17 protein-coding genes are annotated in these 20,492 nt (G+C 65.0%); 1 reads left to right on the top strand and 16 read right to left on the bottom strand.

The window, feature by feature from the left end; translation table 11 throughout:
- Position 1: 1 nt before the first annotated feature.
- The 10 genes from U873_RS0106010 to U873_RS0105965 form a co-directional block, all read right to left on the bottom strand.
- Positions 2-1,138 (bottom strand): glycosyltransferase, encoded by a 1,137-nt coding sequence (locus U873_RS0106010; RefSeq protein WP_025127378.1) that lies wholly within the window; start codon positions 1,136-1,138, stop codon positions 2-4.
- Entirely contained in the window at positions 1,131-2,096 is a 966-nt protein-coding gene (locus U873_RS0106005) for a glycosyltransferase family 2 protein (protein ID WP_025127377.1), read from the bottom strand. Before U873_RS0106005 ends, U873_RS0106010 begins: the two co-directional genes overlap by 8 nt.
- Before the next feature lie 174 nt (positions 2,097-2,270).
- Positions 2,271-3,638 (bottom strand): O-antigen ligase, encoded by a 1,368-nt coding sequence (locus U873_RS0106000; RefSeq protein WP_025127376.1) that lies wholly within the window; start codon positions 3,636-3,638, stop codon positions 2,271-2,273.
- Entirely contained in the window at positions 3,635-4,732 is a 1,098-nt protein-coding gene (locus U873_RS0105995; RefSeq protein ID WP_029978188.1) for a glycosyltransferase family 4 protein, read from the bottom strand. Before U873_RS0105995 ends, U873_RS0106000 begins: the two co-directional genes overlap by 4 nt.
- Before the next feature lie 11 nt (positions 4,733-4,743).
- On the bottom strand, positions 4,744-6,336 hold the full coding sequence (locus U873_RS0105990) for an LPS biosynthesis protein (RefSeq protein WP_025127374.1): 1,593 nt from the start codon (positions 6,334-6,336) through the stop codon (positions 4,744-4,746).
- An 11-nt stretch (positions 6,337-6,347) separates the two neighbouring features.
- A complete protein-coding gene (locus tag U873_RS0105985; RefSeq protein ID WP_025127373.1) occupies positions 6,348-7,370 on the bottom strand; it encodes a polysaccharide biosynthesis/export family protein in 1,023 nt (340 codons plus the stop codon).
- A 22-nt stretch (positions 7,371-7,392) separates the two neighbouring features.
- A complete protein-coding gene (locus tag U873_RS0105980; RefSeq protein WP_025127372.1) occupies positions 7,393-8,037 on the bottom strand; it encodes a CpsD/CapB family tyrosine-protein kinase in 645 nt (214 codons plus the stop codon).
- Position 8,038: 1 nt separating this feature from the next.
- Positions 8,039-8,791 (bottom strand): sugar transferase, encoded by a 753-nt coding sequence (locus U873_RS0105975; protein ID WP_025127371.1) that lies wholly within the window; start codon positions 8,789-8,791, stop codon positions 8,039-8,041.
- A 64-nt stretch (positions 8,792-8,855) separates the two neighbouring features.
- Positions 8,856-9,875, bottom strand: a complete 1,020-nt coding sequence (locus U873_RS0105970) for an NAD-dependent epimerase (RefSeq protein ID WP_025127370.1) — start codon at positions 9,873-9,875, stop codon at positions 8,856-8,858.
- A complete protein-coding gene (locus tag U873_RS0105965) occupies positions 9,872-11,224 on the bottom strand; it encodes a UDP-glucose/GDP-mannose dehydrogenase family protein (RefSeq protein WP_025127369.1) in 1,353 nt (450 codons plus the stop codon). The genes U873_RS0105970 and U873_RS0105965 overlap by 4 nt, the downstream gene beginning before the upstream one ends.
- 628 nt (positions 11,225-11,852) lie before the next feature.
- On the opposite strand from U873_RS0105965, the gene U873_RS0105960 reads away from it, so the two are divergent.
- The gene (locus tag U873_RS0105960) at positions 11,853-13,154 is read left to right on the top strand and encodes an OprD family porin (protein ID WP_025127368.1); all 1,302 of its coding nucleotides are present in this window, start codon (positions 11,853-11,855) and stop codon (positions 13,152-13,154) included.
- 164 nt (positions 13,155-13,318) lie between these two features.
- Here U873_RS0105960 and U873_RS0105955 read toward each other — a convergent pair whose 3' ends face one another.
- The 6 genes from U873_RS0105955 to U873_RS0105930 form a co-directional block, all read right to left on the bottom strand.
- Positions 13,319-14,257 carry a carbohydrate kinase gene (locus U873_RS0105955; protein ID WP_025127367.1) on the bottom strand — a complete coding sequence of 313 codons (939 nt, stop codon included), beginning with the start codon at positions 14,255-14,257 and terminating at the stop codon, positions 13,319-13,321.
- Between the two features lie 13 nt (positions 14,258-14,270).
- Positions 14,271-15,770 (bottom strand): xylulokinase, encoded by a 1,500-nt coding sequence (xylB, locus tag U873_RS0105950; protein WP_025127366.1) that lies wholly within the window; start codon positions 15,768-15,770, stop codon positions 14,271-14,273.
- A 130-nt stretch (positions 15,771-15,900) separates the two neighbouring features.
- Positions 15,901-17,385, bottom strand: a complete 1,485-nt coding sequence (locus tag U873_RS0105945) for a mannitol dehydrogenase family protein (protein WP_025127365.1) — start codon at positions 17,383-17,385, stop codon at positions 15,901-15,903.
- A 17-nt stretch (positions 17,386-17,402) separates the two neighbouring features.
- Positions 17,403-18,506, bottom strand: a complete 1,104-nt coding sequence (locus U873_RS0105940; RefSeq protein ID WP_025127364.1) for an ABC transporter ATP-binding protein — start codon at positions 18,504-18,506, stop codon at positions 17,403-17,405.
- Between the two features lie 105 nt (positions 18,507-18,611).
- The gene (locus tag U873_RS0105935; protein WP_025127363.1) at positions 18,612-19,442 is read right to left on the bottom strand and encodes a carbohydrate ABC transporter permease; all 831 of its coding nucleotides are present in this window, start codon (positions 19,440-19,442) and stop codon (positions 18,612-18,614) included.
- Positions 19,443-19,452: 10 nt separating this feature from the next.
- A complete protein-coding gene (locus U873_RS0105930) occupies positions 19,453-20,379 on the bottom strand; it encodes a carbohydrate ABC transporter permease (protein ID WP_025127362.1) in 927 nt (308 codons plus the stop codon).
- Positions 20,380-20,492: the final 113 nt, after the last annotated feature.

The following is a 20,492-nucleotide window of genomic DNA, read 5'->3' as shown; positions in this document are numbered from 1 at the left end:
GTCAGCGGTTCTGTTGTGGGTTCCACTGGGCGTAGTGCTGCCCGCGGAGAAATTGCCAGAGGCCCACACTCATGCCGGCCAGGGTCACCAGCACGAAGCCGGCGAGACGAAACACCTTGGGCAATCGCCCGCGACTGTCCAGCAGCCCCAGCACCCCGGCCCCGTAGCCCAGCACCTGGGCGATCAGGCTGAGGCTGTAGAAGGCCCCAGCGTTCCACAGCAACAGGCTGCTGAGCAGCAGCGGCAGCAACAGCACCGGTGCCAGGCGGCGGATCAGCTTGTGACTGATCAGGGCGATGGCATAGGCGCCGTGACGCCAGGGATTCATCAGCTCGCGGCGCTGGGCCAGGCTCTGCAGGCCCCCGACCGTGACCCGGATGCGCCGGCGGAACTGCTTGCCGGCTTCGTCTACGCCCTGGTCCAGGACCTGGGCCTCTTCCACATAGACGATGCGCTTGCCCGCCACCGGGGCGCAGGTGCTGAGGAAGAAGTCATCGTTGACCTGTGGCGGAATCCGCTGGAACAGCTCCCGGCGCAGGGCCAGCAGCGCGCCGTCGGCCGAGACCATGCAGCCGGTGCGGTTTTCCGCTTGGCGCAGCCAGGCTTCGTAGTGGCGGTACAGGCTGTCGCCCAGGCTCAGGTTGTGCCCCGGATCGGGAATGATCATGTGCCCGCCACAGGCCCCGACCTGGGGGTCGGCCAGGGGCGCGAGCAGCTTGCCCAAGGTGTCGTTGGACCATTGATTGTCGGCATCGGTGAACACCAGGATGTCATTGCGCGCCAGTTCCACCGCGGCGTTCAACGCCCCGGCCTTGCCCACCCGAGGCAGGTCCAGGACCACTACCCGCGAGTCGCGCACGCCCAGGGCCGTGGCCACGGTGTCGTCGCTGGAGCCATCGCTGGCGAGGATGATCTGCAGGTCCGTGGCCGGGTAGTCCTGCGCCAGCAGGGTGCGCAGCTTGTGCTCGATGTGCGGGCCTTCGTTGTGCGCGGCGATGATCACGCTGACCGACAGGGGCGGCCCCTGTTCCTCGGGGCGGCGCTTGACGAACAGGCTGAGCAGGGCCAGCAGCAAGGGGTAGCCGACCCAGGCATAGACGGGCAGTAGCAGGCACAGCCAGAAAATTGTTTTAGCCACGGTCAGGTCTCACTGCAGAACGGTTGAACAGACCCTGAACCAGGGCCGCGGCGCCCAGGTGCAGGCGCACCCAGTGCAGCAGCCAGAGTTGCAGGACGAATAGCGGGTCGCGTTGCCGCAGGCCCTGGCGCAAGGCCAGGACCAGGGGCGCCAGAGCGCCGCTCAGCAGGCACAGAGCGGCCATGCCCGGCCGGCCCAGCAGCAGGCCGAGCAAGGCCAGCGCACTCAGGGCGGCGCAGGCCAGGCACAGCAGCGGGAAGCGCAAGAGGCGCCAATTGAAACCGCTGCCCTTGAGCAGTTGCACATGGCTGCCCTGGCGCCAGCGTTCCTTGCCGGCCCATTCACCCCAACTGCCTTCGAAGCCCCAGTGCAACACCTGGGGCTGTGGCAGGCTCAACTGCCGGGCGCCAGCCGCGTGCAGGCGCAGGCCAAAATCCTTGTCCTCGCCGGTGCGCAGCTGTTCATCGAAGCCGCCGACACGCTCGAACCAGATGCGTTGCAGGCACAGGTTGGGGGTCGGCATCCATTGCAGCAGGCGCGCCTGGCCGCCCGCAGCCAGGCTGCGACGTTGCCAGGCCCGGGCGAACCAGGGCGCGCTTTCGGGGGCGGCGCAATCAAGGGCGAAGACCTCCGCGCGCTGTTGCTCCAGGGTCTGCTGCCAGAGTTGCAGCCAGTTGCCGGGGACCTCGATGTCGGCATCCAGAAACGCCAGGCAGTCGCCCGTGGCCACCGCGGCCCCGCGATTGCGCAGGGCACCGATGCTGATGCCGGGGCACAGCAGGACCTGCGCCCCCCGTTCCCGGGCCTGCTGCGGGCCGCGATCGGTGGAGCCGTTGTCGACCACGATCAATTCGCAGTCGACGGCGGCGGCCCTGGCCGCGCGAATCACGCTGTCCAGGGTCCGGGTGATGTGACGCGCCTCGTTGTACATGGGCACTATCACGCTGATCCTTTGCATCTTTGCCTCCCTTGGCCAGATTGCGTTGTTGTCATGGGCGCCGGGTCACGGCGCTGGGTTCTGCGGTCTGCTTCCTGTGCCTGCGGCCGTTGCCGAGGGCGTGCCCGACCCCCAAGGGCGCTAGGCCGGGCGGGTGTGGAGGGCGCTTGGCCCGCGGCCACGGGGCGCGCCGGATCAGCTAGGGCCGGGATGCGTCGAGGCTTGCTCGGCCTGCACTCGCAGCACGCTGGACAGGGCCAGGAAAATCCACAGGTACTTGTGGTTCGGCGCACTGAGAAACAGCAGGAAGACCGCCAGGGCCAGCAGGCTCAGGCCCAGGTGGGTGGCGATGTCGGCCTGTTCGCGCTGGCCCCGGGCGAGGAATGCCAGGCGCGCCCGCTCGAAGTTGCGCAGGCCCATGAGCATCAGCGCAACAAAGCTCAGGCCGCCGGGAATGCCCAGTTCGCTGAACAGTTCCAGGTAGGTGTTGTGGGCCCGGCGGAACAGGTCCGGCTCGTTCATGTTTTCCGAGAAGCTGCTGGCGAAACCGGTCTGCGCGTAGTGGATCGGGAAGGTCCCCAGGCCCGAGCCCAGCAGTGGGTTTTCGCGGATCATCTGGCCGCCCACCACCAGGTAGGAGGTGCGCCGGCCCAGGGAGGTGTCCGCGGAATGGGCGCCGGACTTGAGCATGCCCAGGGACTGGATCCGGGCCACGTAGTCCGCCGGCAGCACGGCAATCCCAACCGGTACGATGATCGCCACGGCGAACATGGCGAACCCCAGGTGCTTGGGCCGCAGGCCCTTGAGCCGGTCGCGGTAGTGCCAGGCACCGATGGCGAGGGTGAACAGCACCACCAGCAGCCCCGAGCGCGAGTCGGTCTTGGTCATCCCGGCCATCAGGGTCAGGCTGATGCCGATCCAGAACAGCCGCACCGGCCAGTAGGGTGAGCGCAGGGCGAGGAAGATCGCCGGCGGCACTGCCATGGCGATCAGCAAGGCGAAGTAGTTGGCATCCTGCAACAGGCCGATGGCGCGGCCGCCGACCTGGTACTTGGCGGAAACCAGGGCGATCACGCAGGTGATCGCCACGCTCACCGCCAGCAGGCGGCAGAGCATCAGCAGGTTGACTTCGCGGGCGATCAGCAGGGTGACGAAGAACAGCACGAGGCCTACCGCCAGCTCCCGCAGGCTGTCCAGGGACACCAGCAGGTTCTCGCTGTACATCAGGCTCAGCAGCAGGCACAGCAGGAACGGGCCGAGGGCCCGCCACAGGTTGCTGCGCAGTCGGGTGTCGGGGATCTGCCGCAACAGCAGCTTGAACAGCATGATCAGGATCAGCGAGGCGCCCAGCAGCTTGGCCCCGGAAAACGCACTGTCCTTGAACAGGCCTTCGAAGGGCACCAGGGCGCAGATCCCCAGCAGGCCCCAGCCGGGCCGGCGATAGAGCAGGGCCAGGCCGAACAGCCCGACCACCACCAGCGGCGCCAGAAACGGCCAGGGGCTGGCGAGCAGCAGCAAGCTGGCGAGGCCCAGCAGGAGCCCGAGAAAAGGTGCGGCGATCATACCGGGGTGGCCTCTCTGGCAACGCGGTACAGCTCATCCCAGCGTTGCGCCAGGGTCGGCAGGTGATAGTGCTTGCGCTGCGTGGCGCGGGCGGCCTGGGCCAGTGCCTCGCCCAGGGCCGGGTCATCCAGCAGTTGGCCGATCTGCCGCTCCAGGTCGGCACTGTCCTCGGGTTTGGCCAGCAGGCCGTTGTGCCGGTGCTGCAGCACATCGGGAATCCCGCCCACGGCGAAGGCCACCACCGGGGTGCCGGCCTGCATGGCTTCGAGCAGAATCATCGGGGTGCCTTCGGTGCGCGAACTGAGCACCAGCACATTGAGGCGCTTGAGCCAGGGCTGCATGTCCTGCTGGTACCCCGGCAACAGGATCCGCAGGGCCAGCCCGGCCTCTTCGATACGCTGGCGCAGGGCCTGGTTCTGCTCGCCATCCCCGAGCAGCACGGCCTTGAGCTCCGGGCGCTGGTGACACAGTGCGATCAGTGCGTCGAGGAACAGGTCCGGGCCTTTTTCCGCACTCAGGCGGCCGACAAACCCCACCAGGGGCCCCAGTTCCTCGCGCCGTACTTCACTGCGCAGCAATGGCGCTGCAGGGGCCGTGGGCAGTTCCACCGCAAGCTCCGGCAGGCCATTGGGGATCACCAGCAGTTTGCTCTCGGCCACCCCAGCCTGCAGGTGCAACTGGGCGATGCTCTGGGCCACGCAGGCGACCCGGCGTACCTGCCGGCTGCGGCACAGGCGCAGGCTGGTCCAGGTGTAGAGCTTCTGTTTCAGGCTGCGCGGGGTAAAGCCGTGCTGGGTCAGGACCAGGGGCAGGTGCAGGCGTCGGGCGCAGACCCAGGCAAACACCTGGGCCTTGAAGTTGTGCGCGTTGAGCAGCCCCGGCTGTTGCCGCAGGTGCGCCAGCAGGCTCTTCAGGCACCGGCAGTTGTGGCTCGGTACGCCGGCATCGGTGAAACGCGCCAACAGGGCATCGGGGGCGTTGAGGAACACCACCCGGTGCTGCCCCGGTGTGACCCGGCAGTGATCCAGCAGCATGCGTTCGGCACCGTAGAAGCCGCCACTGTGGATCAGGTGCACGATGGGCTGTGCGGCCATGCTCAGGTCGCTCACTGCTTGGCCCAATACCAGGCCCAGCGCCAGGTCCAGCGCGGGTAGGGGTTGACCTGCTGCTCCTCGACCGCATTGAGCACCATCAGCACCGGCAGGCCGAGGTGATCACTGACCTGGGCCGGGTGCTTGAAGCGGTGGTCGAAGAACTCGTAGACATAACCCAGGGCGATGGCCAACAGCAGGCCGGTGAGCAGGCCCAGGGGAATGATCAGCATCGGCTTGGGAAACGCTGCTTCGCTGGGTTCGTAAGGCTGGCTGAGGACCCGCGCGTTGGACAGCTCGCCACTGATCATCCGTTCGCCACGGCTCTCTTCGTAGCGCTGGGTGTAGGTGAAGAAGGCTTTGTGCAAGGCATCGATTTCAGTGTCCAGCTGGCGCAGCTTGCTCAGGACTTCTTGCAGGTCGCGCACCCGGGTCTTGTATTCGTTGATTCGCGCCGTCTTCTGGGCAATGACCGATTGGGTGATCTGCAGGTCGCTGCTGCGCTCGCGCACACGGTTTTCCACGACCTTGAGGAATTGCGCGCGGGCCCGGGTGATCTGCTCGCGCTGCTGCTGCATCGGCACGCTGTCGGCGCGATAGGTATCGGCGGTGGTGCCGTACTGGCTGACCAGGTTGGTCAGTTGCTCGCCCAGTTGCTTGATCTCACGGTCTTCATAAGCCACGTTGTCCACGGTGTTGGCGAAGGCAAAGGGGAAGGTGTAGTCGGTCAGGCTGCCCTTGCGCGCGGCGGCCAGGTTCTTTTGCAGGTAGTCCAGGCGACGCTGGTTCTCCAGGGCCTGGTCGCGGTAGCCGTTGAGGGATTGTTCCTCGGTGTTGATGGCGTTCAGGCGGAAGGTGATCTCTTCCTTGGGGTCGGAGGCGTGGGCCGCTTCCAGCAGGGCCTGGCGCTTGCCTTCCAGGTCATCCAGGCGCGACTGGTACTGGGCCTTCTTCTGTTCATAGAAGGCTTCGGGCAGTTCGTTGGATTGCAGGTCCTGGCGGTTCTTCAGGTAGTTGGCCAGCAGGCGCTCGACGAAGCGCGTGCCTTCGGCGGCGTTGGGGCTGGCGTAGACGATGGAGATCACGTTGGAGCCGGGCAGGGTGCCGATCTTCAGGTCCTTGACCGCCTGGTCGGTGAAGGCATCCAGGCTGGTGTCGCGCACCGGGTCCACGGCCAGGCCGAAGAAGCCACGCACCGGGTTGATCACATGGTTGCGCAGCGGGTCGATCAGGCCATTGCGGATCGGCTTGACGATCAGCCGGGTCAACAGGCCCTCGCTGCCACCGAACTGGCCCTCGCTACGCAACTGGTCGATGGTGGTGCGGATCAGGGTCGGCGAACGCAGGATGTTGCTCTCGGTCTCCATGTCGGCCAGGGATGGCGGAATGAACTTGTCGCTGTCCGGGGTGAGCATGGTGTTGGCGTCGGTCTGGGACAGTTTCTTGGACTGCACGATGACTTCCGCGGTGATCTCGAAGCTCTGCTTGAGTACCAGCGGCAGCAGCAGCGCGACCACGGCGAAACCCAGGAACACCCGCTTGATCAGGCGCCGATTGACAAAGAACACGAGCAGGAACTCGTGCAGGTAGTTTTCGATCTTGGTCATCAAGAGGGAACTCAGTTGTTGTTCGTTTCTTTGTTGTCGACGCGGTAGCCGAAGCTGAACCCGACACCCTGGAACATGATCACGTCCGCCAACTGCTTGCTCAGGGCCCCGGCCTTGGCCAGGCGGGTCTTGGGCACGTAGAGCATGTCGTCGGGCTGCAGGTAGGCGAACTGCAGGGCCTTGCCGTCCAGCGCCGCATCGGCGTCATAGACCCGGGCTTCGACCTGGTTGCCCTTGCGCCGCATGATCACCACCGAATCCAGGCGCGCGGTGGGGCCGGCGCCCTTGGCCAGGGTCAGGGCTTCAAGCACTGAAATCGGCCGGCGGATCGGATAGGCCCCCGGCTGGCCGACTTCGCCCATGACGAACACCTCGTTGGCGGCGGTGGTCTTGAGCAGCACATCGACGCTCACCGGGCCGACTTCCTTGGCATAGCGCTGGTTGATCAGGCGCTGCAGCTCGCTCAGGCTCTTGCCCTGCAACGACAGGCTGCCCAGCAGCGGGAAGCTGGCGCGGCCGTCGGAGCCGACCACGATCTCGCGGCTCAGGCCGGTGGCCGGGTTGGTCAGGCTGGTGCGCAGGTTGTCCAGCTGGGCCATGGCGTGGGAGATCGAAAAGGTGATCTGCGGCTTCTTCAAGACCTTGGCGTACTGGGTTTCCAGGGCCTGGCGCGCCTGTTCGGCGGACAACCCGGCGACCTGGATATTGCCCACGTAGGGCATGTCGATGCTGCCGTCGGGCAGCACCAGCTTGCTGCCGCCCAGTTCCGGCGCGGTGAGGAAACTCACGTCCACCTGGTCGCCGGGCTGCACCAGGTAGCGCTGCTGGCTGGTGGTGCCGATGTGGAAGATCACGTCGAGCACGTCCTGGGGCCGCAGCACCTGTTCGATGGGCATGACTTCGGTGAGCTGGGCCTGGTCGGCCGGGGCGCTGAGGATCTGCACCGGCATTTGCTGCGGCTCGCGGTTGACGCAGCCGCCGAGGGCCGCCAGCAGCAGCGACAGGCTCAGCAGGGAGAGCGTTGGCTTGTTCATGGTTACACGGTCCTTGTGCCGGTCAGAGACGGTCATAAACCCACTTGGGCATGTAGTACTTGCGGGCGTTGAACACGCTGCCGATCAGCTTCGCCTCGGCCTGGATCAGCCGTTGCGCGGCAGCCTGGGCCACCTCCCAGCGGGTTTCCTCGCTGCGCACCACCAGCACCACACCGTCCACCTGAGTGCTCAGGGTGAGGATGTCGCCGCTGCTGTACACCGGGTCGCCGTCGATGATCACGAAGCGGTATTCCTCGGCCAGGACCTGCAGCAGTTCGCGCAGCAGTTCCGGAGTCAGGCGCTCGCTGTACTGCTGGCGGCGGCCCAGGGGCAGGAAATCGAAATCCAGCGCTTCGCTGCGCTCGATGCACGAGGCCAGGGAGGGCGGGACATCGGCCAGGGCCAGGTCGAGGAAACCTTCGCGCTCGCCCAGGTCCAGGCGCCGGGTCAGGCTGTTTTCCGAGAGGCTGGTGTCCACCAGCAACACCCGGCCGCGACTGGTGCGCGCCAATTCATTGGCCATGCTCAGGCTGCTGCTGGTGATGCCGCTGTTGCGGTTGGCCGCCGTCAGCAGGATCACCCGCAACTCCTGGTCGAGCACGGTGACTGCCAGGTTGCTTTCGCTGGGGCTCTGGATGTTCAGACTGGCTAAGGTTGCTGCCGCCATTTCAACTTGCTCCATGGCCGTTGAGGACCTTGAAAGGGGTTTTGATCAGGATCTTCAGGTCGAGCCAGGGGCTCTGCCGGAAGATGTACGTCATGTCGAGGGTCACCCGGCCGTCGAAGTCCACATCGCTGCGCCCGGAAACCTGCCACAGGCCAGTGATCCCGGGGTAGATGCTCAGGCGGCCGAGGTGATGTTCCTTGTAGGTCTGGGCATGGAACGAGGTGGGGCGCGGGCCGACGATGCGCATCTGGCCGAGTACCACGTTGATCAGGTTCGGCAGCTCGTCGAGGCTGGTGCGGCGCAGGAAGCCGCCGATCCCGGTGATCCGCGGGTCGCGGTCGATCTTGAAGTCCACCGAGTCCGGGCCGTGCTTGTTCAGATGGCGCACCGAATCCTTCAGGGCTTCGGCGTTGACCACCATGGTGCGGAACTTGTACATGCCAAAGCGCCGGCCACGAAAACCGGTGCGCAATTGCACGAAGAACACCGGGCCCGGGCTGGTGAGCTTGATCAGCAGGGCCACACCCAGCAGCAGCGGCGACAGCAGCACCAGCAGCAGTGCCGCCAGCAGTGCCGAGGTCAGGCGCTTGCTGCGTGACAGGGTCCAGGAGCGGCCGCCGTTGCGACCGCTGATCCAGCCGTGCTGCTGCAGATCGATGGCGGCCTGGACCTTGCGCCGGAACGAATCGTTGCGGCGATCGATGCGCGCCGGTGCAGGCGCCTCGGTTGCAGGCGCGGAGAAGGGTCTTTCCATATCCACCGGAAGTACTTCCATTGCAAAGGGTTGGGAGAAAACGGGCAGGGGGGCGAGCCGCGGCTCAGGAAGCGCCGCGCTGGTAGTAGCCCTGGTACCACTGGACGAAATGGCTCAAGCCGTCTTCCAGGGGCACCTGCGGGCCGAAACCGGTGAGGTTTTCCAGGGCGCTGACATCGGCGCAGGTGTTGAGCACGTCGCCAGGCTGCAGGGGCAGGTATTCCACCTGGGCCTGGTGGCCGAGGAGCTTTTCCAGGGTCGCCACGTAGTCCTTGAGTTCCACCGGGCGCTGGCCGCCGATGTTGAACAGGCGCCAGGGCGCCATGCTGGTGGACGGGTCCGGCTGTTCGCGGTCCCACAGCGGGTCGCGCGCTGGCGGCTTGCCCAGCAGGCGTACCAGGGATTCGACGATGTCGTCGATGTAGGTGAAGTCGCGCTGGTGCATGCCGTAGTTGAACAGTTTCAGCGGCCGGCCCTGGCTGATGGCGTCGGCGAACAGGATCGGCGACATGTCCGGCCGGCCCCAGGGGCCGTAGACGGTGAAGAACCGCAGGCCGGTGGCGGGTACGCCGAACAGGTGGCTGTAGCTGTGGGCCATCAGTTCGTTGGCTTTCTTGCTCGCGGCGTACAGCGACAGCGGGTGGTCGACGTTGTCGCTGACCTTGTACGGGGTCTGCTGGTTGGCGCCGTACACCGAGCTTGAAGAGGCGTAGATCAGGTGCTGCACCGGGTAGCGCCGGCACATCTCCAGCAGGTTGAGAAAGCCGGTGAGGTTGCTGTCCAGGTAGGCCTTGGGGTTCTCCAGGGAGTAACGCACCCCGGCCTGGGCGGCGAGGTTGATCACCACCTGGGGACGGACTTCGGCGAACAGTCGCTCCAGGCCCTCGCTGTCGGCCAGGTCCAGGCGCAGCAGGGGAAAGTGCCCCACCTGCTGTTCCACCCAGCGCACCCGGTCGTGCTTGAGTTGGGGGTCGTAGTAGTCGTTGAAGTTATCCAGCCCGGTGACCTGGTGCCCATCCTTGAGCAAACGCAGTGCGGTATGGGCGCCGATAAACCCGGCGGCCCCGGTGATCAGGATATTCATGCGCTCAGAGCCTCGGGCACACGGTAGGGCAGGCCGATGCTCAGGTAGTGCAGCCCGGCATCCGCCGCTTGTTGCGGGTTGTAGAGGTTGCGTCCGTCGACGATCAGGCGATCGTTGAGCTTGTCCCGCAGCAGCTTGAAGTCGACCACGCGAAAGGCCTTCCACTCGGTGCAGATCACCAGGGCGTCGGCGCATTGCAGGGTGTCGTCGCGGGTTGCACACAGGTGCAGGTCGTCGCGGTAGCCGTACAGGCGCCGGCATTCGGTCATGGCTTCCGGGTCGTAGGCATAGACCTTGGCCCCGGCGTCCCACAGTGCCTCCATCAGGTAGCGGCTGGTGGCTTCGCGCATGTCATCGGTGTTGGGCTTGAAGGCCAGGCCCCAGAGCGCGATCACCTTGCCCTGGAGGTTGTCGCCCAGGTGCGCCTTGAGCTTGCGAAACAACACATGGCGCTGCTGCTCGTTGACGTCGCGCACGGTCTTGAGCATGTGCGGCTCCAGGCCGTGGCTCTCGGCGGTGTGGATCAGCGCCCGCAGGTCCTTGGGGAAGCACGAGCCGCCGAAACCGGCGCCGGGGTAGATGAAGTGGTAACCGATCCGCGGGTCGGCGCCGATGCCCTTGCGCACGGCGTTGATGTCTACCCCCAGGCGTTCGGCCAGGTTGGCCATCTCGTTCATGAAGCTGATGCGCGTGGCGAGCATGGCGTTGGCCGCGTACTTGACCAGCTCGGCGCTGCGGTTGTCCATGAACATCAGGCGGTCATGGTTGTGGTTGAACGGCGCGTACAGTTCGCTCAACTGCTGGCGCGGCTGCTCGTGGGAGCAACCGACGATGATCCGGTCCGGGCGCATGCAGTCGGCCACGGCCGAGCCTTCCTTGAGGAACTCCGGGTTGGAGACCACATGCACCCGCAGCTCGGACTTGCCCAGATCGGCCAGTTGCTCGGCGACGGTCTCGATCACCAGGTCGGCGGTGCCCACCGGCACCGTGGACTTGATCACCAGGGTCTTGTCGCTGAGCATCAGGCAGGCAATGTTGCGGGCCACCGCCAGGACATGGTCGAGGTCCGCCGAGCCGTCTTCGTTGGAGGGGGTGCCGACTGCGATGAAGATCACTTGCCCATGGCTCACGGCGTCGCTGGCCTGGGTGGTGAAATGCAGTCGGCCGGCTTTTTGATTCTCTTCGATCAGGGTCGCCAGGCCCGGTTCGTGAATCGGTGGAATGGCACGCTGCAGTTGGGCGATCTTGTGGCTGTCGATATCGACACAGACCACGTTATGCCCAACATCGGCGAGAGCGACTGCTTGTACCAGACCGACATAGCCAGTACCAAAAACGCTGACTTCCAAGGAAATGACCTCGTCCATGATGAGTGTTGGGTGAGGACATCGCTCACCGTTCTGAAAGGGTTATGGCACAAGGCCGCTATCACGCTCTTTTTTTGACACTATCACAAGGATGAGGCGGTTAATTGACGTTTTTCCGTGTTACATAAATGACACTGCTGTTTTGTTTAATTTTCGTTATGGATAAAATCCTTATAAAACAATGAGTTATATCTATTCATGATGGTTATCATGGAAAGCGTCAAATACTTGTTTACAGCGTGAGAAATCTAAAAAAAACCGACGAATGGCAACATTTTCGACCTGAACGGTGATGTTTTTTTGCCATTGTCGACTAGCGAGGCACCATTCATAGTGTTGATTATGATCGAGCAGGGGGGGTTATTGACGCCTTGAGAAATCAGTAAAAACTGTTGAAATTGATAGGTTTTTTGTGATTTTTACCAGGCTTATCGAGGTGCTGCTCAGGCCAGGTCCGACTAAAGTCGGGTTGGGCAGGGCAAGGCGATCTGCCACCATTTTCGGTCTTCATTGATTCAATCAATTCAACTTGCACTCTTTGATTTGCAGGGTGAATTTCCCCTGGGTCTTTCTTTACCGCGCGTCACTGATTTTCTGCTGGAGCCTGTTCATGCGTCCCCCTTTCCCTTTACTCAATCCGTGCCCGCTGCTGGGGCTCGGAGCCGCCGTCCTGTGCGCAGGTTTTGCCCCGCAGGCCAACGCCGATGGCTTTTTCGAGGACAGCAGCGCCAAGCTGGAGTCGCGTACGATCTACTTCAACCGGGATTTTCGTGACGGCCACACCAGCACCGACCAGGGGGCGTCCAAGCGTGAGGAGTCGGCCCAGGGCTTTATTCTCAACCTGCAATCGGGCTACACCGAGGGCACTGTGGGTTTCGGCCTGGATGCCCTGGGCATGCTGGGGATCAAGCTCGATTCCAGCCCCGATCGCAGCAACAGCGGCTTGCTGCCTTCCAGCGGTCATGACCCGCGGGGTTCGGCGGACCAGTACGCCAAGCTGGGGTTGACCGCCAAGGTCCGGGTCTCGCAGACGGTATTCAAGTACGGCGCCCAGCTGCCGGACCTGCCGCTGCTCAAGTACAACGACGGGCGCCTGCTGCCCACCATGTTCAACGGCGCGCTGCTGACTTCCCGGGAGGTCAAGGACCTGACGCTGACCGCGGCCCGCTTGAACCGCTACACCGCACGTGACTCCAGCGATGCCCAGGACATCCGCGTGCACTGCAAGAACAAGCGCTATGCCTGCAACACCACGGCGGATCACTTCGACACCTATGGGCTGGACTACAAGTTCAACGACCGCCTGACCGGCCAGTACCACTACGCTGAGCTGGAAGACATCTACCGTCAGCATTTTGTCGGCCTGCTGGCCAACCAGCCCCTGGGGCCCGGCGTGCTCAAAGGCGACCTGCGCCTGCTCAAGAGTGCCGACACTGGCGCCGAGCGCGCCGGCGGCATCGACAACCGCGCCCTGAGCACCATGCTCGGCTACAGCGTGGCTGGGCACGTGTTCAGTGCCGGCTGGCAGCGCATGTACGGCGACAACTCGATGCCTTACCTGGATGGCAGCAACCCGTATCTGGTGAACTACGTGCAGGTCAACGACTTCGCCGCGATCCAGGAGCGTTCCTGGCAACTGCGCTATGACTATGACTTCAAGGCCATTGGCCTCAATGGCCTGAGCTTCCTGACCCGCTACGTCAGCGGCGACCACATCAAGGTCCCGGGCAGCCTGCGCGAAGGCCGCGAATGGGAGCGCGACAGCGAGCTCAAGTACGTGGTGCAGAGCGGCACGTTCAAGGACGTCAGCCTGCGCTTGCGCAATGCCACCTACCGCAGCAACTACCAGAAGATCGCCCGCGACATGGACGAGACCCGGCTGATCGTCAGCTACAACTTCTCACTGCTCTGACCGCCGACTCCTGCAGCGGCGCAACGGAGATGCCCCTTGTAGGAACTGGCTTGCGCAGGGGCTGGCTTGTGTAGGAGCTGGCTTGTGTAGGAGCTGGCTTGCCAGCGAAGACGGCATCCGCAATTGCGCAAGGCTCGCGGGCCTCTTCGCCGGCAAGCCGGCTCCTACGGGAGTTGATGCCGGTACGGCAGGTCCGGGCCGGTGCGGGTGCAGGTCTGGGCCGCGGCGTTGACGGCGAAACGCAGCAGGGCATCGATCTGTTCGCGGCTCAGCTGTTCCAGGCCCTGGGGCGAATCCAGGCCTTGCTCGGTCAACCAGGCGATCAGCGCTGCCTGGAAGGTGTCGCCGGCCCCCACGGTGTCGGCCACCTTGACCTGCTGCGCCGGCACCGACCAGTGGCCGTGACGGCGACTGAAGACACTCGCGCCTTGCCCGCCCCGGGTCAGGAACACCAGTTGGCAGCGCTGCTGCAGCCAGCCCTGGATCAGGGTTTGCGGCGCTTGCCCGGGGTACAGCAGGTCAAGGTCCTCGTCGCTGACCTTGATCAGGTCGGCATGTTTCACCAGTTCGCCAATGCGTTGGCGCCACAGCTGGATATCCGGTTGCGGGTTGAGCCGAACATTGGGATCGAGGCTGATCAGGCGTCGCCCCTGCTCGCGGCGTACCAGGGCCAGCAGGGTGTCGGCGATCGGCTGCACCACCAGGGAAAAAGAGCCGATGTGCAGCCCGCGTATCTCCTCGCCCAGCAGTGGCAAGTGCGCCTCCAGCAACTGCCGGTCGGCGCAGCCTTCGCCGCGGAAACTGTAGTGGGGCGAGCCGTCGCTGCCCACGGCCACCATCGCCAGGGTCGTGGGGGCGTCGAAGGTCTGCAGGTAGTCGGTGTTCACGCCCTCGGTGTCCAGCACCCGCCGCAAGCGCTGGCCCAGGTAATCGCTGGACAGGCCGGCCAGTAATCCGGCATCGATGCCCAGTCGGCGTAAACCCACGGCCACGTTGAACGGAGAACCCCCGGCAATGGCGCGGAAATCCACGGTGTTTGCCTGGGTACTTGCCTGATCCGCGCTGAAAAAGTCGAACAGCGCCTCGCCACACACCAGATACATAGTCATTCGCTCTTCAAAGGGTTGCCAGATGCTGTCGATAGCGTTCATACACCGGCCCGTAGGCCTTCACGTGCTCGGGGACGGGCCAGGTTTGGCTGGCCGGGTCGAGGCTGACACAACGTTCACAGAGTGACGCCAGGTCCAGGCTCGGGTCGCTTTCGCGGCCGTGGCACCAGGCGGCCTGGATCGCTGCGCCCAACGCCGCCGCTTCGGCCTGCCCGGTGCAGATCACCGGGGTGTCCATGATATCGGCGACGATCTGTCGCCACAGCGGACTTTTCGATCCGCCGCCAATCAAGCGGATGCTGCGACTGTGCAAGCCATTGGCGCGCAGCAGGTCGAGACCATAGCGCAAGCCGAAGGTAGTGCCTTCCACCACCGCCCGGCACAGGTTGGCCTGGGTCAGGTTATCCAGGGTCATGCCCAGCAGGCTGCCCTGGGCATGGGGCAGGGCGGGCACCCGCTCGCCGTTGAAAAACGGCAACAGGCACAGGCCCTCCGCGCCGATCGGCGCTTGCCCCAGCCGCTGGTTGAAGCTCGCCAGGTCCAGGCCCAGCAGCTCGCGCACCAGAGTCGTGGCATTGGTCAGGTTCATGGTGCAGATCAGTGGTAGCCAGCCGCCGCTGGAGGAGCAGAAGCTGGCCACCGAGGCCTGGGGGCTGGCTGGCGGTTCATCGGCGTAGGCGTACACGGTGCCGGACGAGCCCAGGCTCATGGTGATGAGGCCAGGTTGGATATTGCCCGTGCCGATGGCCCCCAGCATGTTGTCGCCACCGCCGCTGGACACCAGTGCCCGTGGGTTGATGCCCAGCAGCCGGGCAATCGGCGGACGTATCCGGCCGACGGGCTGGTGGGCTTCGATCAGCTCCGGCAGGGCCTGTTCCAGGCGTCCCTCGGGGTCGATGTGGGCCAGCAGCGCGCGGTCCCAGTCGCGGCTGCGAACATTGAAATAGCCGCTGCCGGACGCGTCGCCGTATTCGCTGCAGCAACGCCCGGTGAGCCAGTAGTTCAGGTAGTCGTGGGGCAGCAGGACCTGGGCGATGCGCTGGAACAACTGCGGGTACTGTTCCCGGGTCCAGAGCAGCTTGGATACCGTGTAGCCCGGTGCAATGACCACCCCGAGGCGGTCCAGGGAGCCCTGTTCGCCGCCCAGGTAATCCAGCAGGCGCTGGTTTTGCGCCAGGGTTTCGGTGTCGCACCAGAGCTTGGCCGGGCGCAGCACCTGGCCCTGGTCATCGAGCAGCACCAGGCCGTGCTGCTGGCCGGAGACGCCGACCCCGAGAATCTGCTGGCCATCCACGCCGGCCGCCTGCAAGGCCTGCCGAGTAGCGTCGATGCAGGCCTGCAGCCATTGCCCGGTGTCCTGCTCACGGCGGCCATGGGCGCCGCTGATCAGGCTGTGGGGCGCGGCGCCTAGCCCCAGGACCTGGCCGCTGTGACTGTCGAGGATCAGGGCCTTGGTGCCTTGGGTGCCGCAGTCGATCCCCAGGTAAAGCGTTGCTGTGGTCTTCATTGGTTGCCGATCCCTGTCGCCATTGCTGCGCTGGTTTGAGGTGCTAAGGCCTCGCGGGTTGTGCCAGGTACCCGCTGCCGGATCCGACGGCGCTCCCTCAGGCCAGGCGAACCTGGCCCGGTGGCGCGCTTCAGGCGGCCTGCCTGGCCAGCAGACGCTCCAGGGTAGCGCTCACGCCGTGCTCGCGCAGGCTGTTGAAGCACTGTTCGAAGGCTTGGACAAAGGCGCTGGAGTGGCGGATTGCCGGGCCGAAGATTTCCTCCACCGCCAGCAACCGCTGGGTCAGCAGGCTGTCGTCGGCCACGAGGGCCTGGCAGAACTCGGCCCGGGGATCGGGGATCCGGTACTCCAGGCCATTCTCGTCCACGCCCCTGAGGTACAGGGCCCAGGCCGCTACCACCAGGGCCGCGCGTTCAGTGTCGCGGTCATCGGCGATCAGGCGGTTGAGGGTCGGCACGATGAATTTGGGAAACTTCGACGAACCGTCGCTGCACACCCGCTCCAGTTGGTCGGCGATCGCCTGGTTGGAAAAGCGCTGGACCAGGGTGTCCTTGTAGGCCGCCAGGTCGATGCCCGGCACCGGCGCCAGCTGTGGGGTGACGTCGAGGTCCATGTAGGCACGCATGTAGGCGACGAACAGCGGGTCGTTCATGGTCTCGTGGACGAAGCGGTAGCCCTTGAGAAAACCCAGGTAGGTCAGGGCCAGGTGGCTGCCGTTGAGCAGCTTGATCTTCATCTCTTCATAGGGCGTGACGTCATCGGTGAACTGTACGCCGACCTGTTCCCAGGCCGGACGGCCGTTGACGAAATTGTCCTCCAGGACCCACTGCACGAAGGGTTCGCAGACCACCGGCCAGGCATCGTCGATGCCGTGCTGATCGTGCAACTGCAGGCGGTGGGCGGTGCTGGTCATGGGGGTGATGCGGTCGACCATGGCATTGGGAAAGCTCACCTGTTCGGCGATCCAGTCGTGCAGGTCGGCGTCACGCCGGGCGGCGAACGCCAGCAACGCCTTGCGGGTCACCGCGCCGTTGTGCGGCAGGTTATCGCATGACATCAGGGTAAAGGCGCGGATCCCCGCGGCCCGGCGCCGGGCCAGGGCGGCGCAGAGGAAACCGAACACGGTACGCGGCTGCTGGGGATGGGCCAGGTCGTGCTGGATCTGCGGCAGGTGGATCATGAACTCGCCGCTGCTGTCGTCGATGCAGTAGCCGCCCTCGGTGATGGTCAGCGAGACAATGCGGATCTGCGGGCTGGCGAGCTTGTCGATCAGCGCTTGGGCACCGTCCTCGGCCAGCAGCATTTCGCTGATGGAGCCGATCACCCGCACTTCATGGTCGTCGCCATCTCCCAGTTCGAACAGGGTGTAGAGGTAGTCCTGGCCCGCCAGGTCGTCCCGGGCGCGGCGGTCCTCGGGGCGCAGGCCAAATCCGCAGATGCTCCAGTCCAGGCCCTGGCCCTGGTTCATCAGGGCGTCGGTGTAATAGGCCTGGTGGGCCCGGTGGAAGCCACCGACGCCGATGTGCACCATGCCTTGGCGAGTGTCGGCCGCAGCGTAGGCGGGCAGCCGCACCTGGGGCGGCAGTTGGCTGAGGTTGAAGCGCTTGAGTTTCATGCAGGGGCTCTCTGGGATCAGGCAGCGGCGCGCAGGGCACGCGGGATGGCGACACCTTGGGCATCGAATAAGTGGCAGTGCGCCGGGTCCAGGTGCAGGTTCAGCTGTTCGCCGTAGCGGCTGGCCAGGTCACCACGGATGCGCAGGGTCAGGGCTTCGCCGCACGCGGTGCGGACATGGCAGAAGGTGTCGCTGCCCAGGCGCTCGGCGACGTCCGCGGTGACTTGCAGGCTGCCAGGGCCGGTGGCTCCCAGCTCCAGGTGCTCGGGGCGGATGCCCAGGGTCACCGCGCTGCCCACGCAGAGTTGCGCGCCACTCTGCGCCAGGCGCAGGCGCGCCCCGGCCTGCAGTTGCACCTCGCAGCCCTGGCCGTCGGCCTGGGTGATGCTGCCCTTGAGGAAGCCCATCTTCGGCGTGCCGAGAAAGCCCGCGACAAACAGGTTGGCCGGGCTGTGGTACAGCTCCAGGGGCGAGCCCACTTGCTCCACCCGGCCGGCGTTGAGCACCACCACCTTGTCCGCCAGGGTCATGGCTTCCACCTGGTCGTGGGTCACGTAGATCATGGTGGCCTGCAACTCCTTGTGCAGGCGTGCCAGCTCCAGGCGCATCTGCACCCGCAACGCGGCGTCGAGGTTGGACAGCGGTTCGTCGAAGAGGAAGATCTTCGGGTTGCGCACGATGGCCCGACCGATGGCCACCCGTTGGCGCTGGCCGCCGGAGAGCTGCTTGGGCTTGCGCTCGAGCATCGGCCCCAGTTCGAGGATGCGCGCCGCCTCGTCGACCTTCTGCTGCACCAGGGCCTTGTCGACCCCGGCCAGGTCCAGGGCGAAGGACATGTTCTTGCGCACGCTCATGTGCGGGTACAGGGCATAGGTCTGGAACACCATGGCCAGGTCGCGCTTGGCCGGGCTGACTTCGGTGATGTCGCGACCGTCCAGCTCGATGCTGCCGCTGCTGACCTCCTCAAGCCCGGCAATCAGCCGCAGCAGGGTCGACTTGCCGCAGCCCGAGGGGCCGACGAAAACCACGAACTCCTTGTCGTTCACCTCAAGGTCGATGCCCTTGATGATGGAAAAGCCTTCGAAACCTTTTTGCAGATTGTTGATTTTCAGGTGGGCCATGACGGGCCTCCGCTCACTGTGTAGGTTGCTGGACCGCAGCGTCCGGCGGCATGAGCGCGGAACTGCGGCGACAGGGTCTGGATCAGGCTGGATGGGGCATGCCGGTCATTTCACCGCGCCAAAGGACAGGCCGCGCACCAGCTGTTTCTGGCTGATCCAGCCGAAGATCAGGATCGGCGCACAGGCCAGGGTCGAGACCGCCGAGAGCTTGGCCCAGAACAGCCCTTCTGGACTGGAGTAGGAGGCAACCAGGGCGGTCAGCGGCGCGGCGTTGGAGGAGGTCAGGTTGAGCGACCAGAACGCTTCGTTCCAGCACAGGATCAGCGACAGCAGCACCGTCGAGGCCAGGCCGCCCTTGGCGATGGGCAGCAGCACCCGAAGCATTTCCTGGAGCAGGGTGGCGCCGTCCAGGCGCGCGGCTTCGAGGATGTCCCGGGGGATGTCCTTGAAGTAGGTGTACACCATCCACACCACGATCGGCAGGTTGATCAGGGTGTAGATCAGGATCAGCGCGATGCGCGTGTCCAGCAGGCCGAAGCTCTTGGCCAGCAGGTAGATCGGCATCAGCACCCCTACCGGTGGCAGCATCTTGGTGGAAAGCATCCACAGCAGGGTGCGCTTGGTGTTACGGGTCTCGTAGAAGGCCATGGAGTAGGCCGCCGGGACCGCGATCAGCAGGCACAGGGCGGTGGCGCTGAAGGCGATCACCACCGAGTTCCAGGCGAAGGCCAGGTAGTTGCTGCGCTCGTTGATGTGCAGGTAGTTTTCCAGCGTCGGGCTGAAGATCAACTGCGGCGGCGTGGCGAAGGCGTCGATCTCGGTCTTGAAGCTGGTCAGCACCATCCAGAAGATCGGGAAGAAGATCAGGATCGCGATGGCCCAGGCCAGGGTGCCCAGCAGCAGGCTTTGCAGGCGTCGGGATTGTTGCAGGGTCATGGCGCGCACCTCAGGGCTGGTCAGTCAGGTTTTTGCCGATCATCCGTACCAGGATGATCGCGGCGATATTGGCGATGACCACGGCGATCAGGCCGCCGGCCGATGCCATGCCCACGTCGAACTGCACCAGCGCCTGGTTGTAGATCAGGTAGGCGAGGTTGGTCGAGGCATAGCCCGGGCCGCCGTTGGTGGTGGTGAAGATTTCGGCGAACACCGAGAGCAGGAAGATGGTCTCGATCATCACCACCACGGCAATCGGTCGCGCCAGGTGGGGCAGGGTCAGGTGCCAGAAGATCGCGATGGGCCCGGCGCCGTCCAGGCGCGCGGCTTCTTTCTGTTCCTGGTCCAGGGACTGCATGGCGGTCATCAGGATCAGGATGGCGAACGGCAGCCACTGCCAGGACACGATGATGATGATCGACAGCAGCGGGTAGTGGGCCAGCCAGTCCACCGGCTGGGCACCGAACAGCTTCCACACGGCTGCGAGGATCCCCGACACCGGGTGGAAGATCAGGTTCTTCCAGATCAGCGCACCCACCGTCGGCATGATGAAGAACGGCGAGATCAGCAGCACCCGCACCAGGCCGCGGCCGAAGAACTCGCTGGCCTCCAGCAGGGCGCTGATCAGCACCCCGAGTACCACACTGATCAGCAGCACGCTGCCCACCAGCAGCAGGGTATTGGTGGCCCCGGGCAGGAAGCCCGAGTCGGTGAGGAAGTAGCTGAAGTTCTCCAGGCCGACGAACTGGTTTTCGCCGGGGTAGAGCAGGTTGTAGCGGATCAGGGAGAAGTACAGGGTCATGCCCAGGGGCACGATCATCCACAGCAGCAACAGCGCCACCGAGGGGCTGACCAGGAACCAGCCGGGGTTGGCCAGGCGGCTTTTGCGGGGCGCCGCCTGCGGTTGCACATGCAGCTTGGCAGTCGAGGTATTCATGAGGGTCACAACCAATTGGGTACAAGGGGCGCGCGACACCGCGCTGGCATTGTCGGCGGAGGTAGGAGCTGGCTGGGGCCAGCGAAAGCGTCCGCCAGGACAGCACAAGGCTC

This window comes from Pseudomonas sp. PH1b (assembly GCF_000633395.1).
GTDB lineage: Bacteria > Pseudomonadota > Gammaproteobacteria > Pseudomonadales > Pseudomonadaceae > Aquipseudomonas.
Note: the sequence above shows the minus strand (reverse complement) of the source record. Positions and strands in the feature narration are given on the sequence as shown.

What these genes read in the sequence shown, in the direction of transcription:
- U873_RS0106005 (WP_025127377.1), bottom strand. Translation starts at nt 2,096, where the DNA reads ATGCAAAGGATCAGCGTGATAGTGCCCATGTACAACGAGGCGCGTCAC.
- U873_RS0106000 (WP_025127376.1), bottom strand. Translation starts at nt 3,638, where the DNA reads ATGATCGCCGCACCTTTTCTCGGGCTCCTGCTGGGCCTCGCCAGCTTG.
- U873_RS0105995 (WP_029978188.1), bottom strand. Translation starts at nt 4,732, where the DNA reads ATGGCCGCACAGCCCATCGTGCACCTGATCCACAGTGGCGGCTTCTAC.
- U873_RS0105990 (WP_025127374.1), bottom strand. Translation starts at nt 6,336, where the DNA reads ATGACCAAGATCGAAAACTACCTGCACGAGTTCCTGCTCGTGTTCTTT.
- U873_RS0105985 (WP_025127373.1), bottom strand. Translation starts at nt 7,370, where the DNA reads ATGAACAAGCCAACGCTCTCCCTGCTGAGCCTGTCGCTGCTGCTGGCG.
- U873_RS0105980 (WP_025127372.1), bottom strand. Translation starts at nt 8,037, where the DNA reads ATGGCGGCAGCAACCTTAGCCAGTCTGAACATCCAGAGCCCCAGCGAA.
- U873_RS0105975 (WP_025127371.1), bottom strand. Translation starts at nt 8,791, where the DNA reads ATGGAAAGACCCTTCTCCGCGCCTGCAACCGAGGCGCCTGCACCGGCG.
- U873_RS0105970 (WP_025127370.1), bottom strand. Translation starts at nt 9,875, where the DNA reads ATGAATATCCTGATCACCGGGGCCGCCGGGTTTATCGGCGCCCATACC.
- U873_RS0105960 (WP_025127368.1), top strand. Translation starts at nt 11,853, where the DNA reads ATGCGTCCCCCTTTCCCTTTACTCAATCCGTGCCCGCTGCTGGGGCTC.
- U873_RS0105955 (WP_025127367.1), bottom strand. Translation starts at nt 14,257, where the DNA reads ATGTATCTGGTGTGTGGCGAGGCGCTGTTCGACTTTTTCAGCGCGGAT.
- xylB (WP_025127366.1), bottom strand. Translation starts at nt 15,770, where the DNA reads ATGAAGACCACAGCAACGCTTTACCTGGGGATCGACTGCGGCACCCAA.
- U873_RS0105945 (WP_025127365.1), bottom strand. Translation starts at nt 17,385, where the DNA reads ATGAAACTCAAGCGCTTCAACCTCAGCCAACTGCCGCCCCAGGTGCGG.
- U873_RS0105940 (WP_025127364.1), bottom strand. Translation starts at nt 18,506, where the DNA reads ATGGCCCACCTGAAAATCAACAATCTGCAAAAAGGTTTCGAAGGCTTT.
- U873_RS0105935 (WP_025127363.1), bottom strand. Translation starts at nt 19,442, where the DNA reads ATGACCCTGCAACAATCCCGACGCCTGCAAAGCCTGCTGCTGGGCACC.
- U873_RS0105930 (WP_025127362.1), bottom strand. Translation starts at nt 20,379, where the DNA reads ATGAATACCTCGACTGCCAAGCTGCATGTGCAACCGCAGGCGGCGCCC.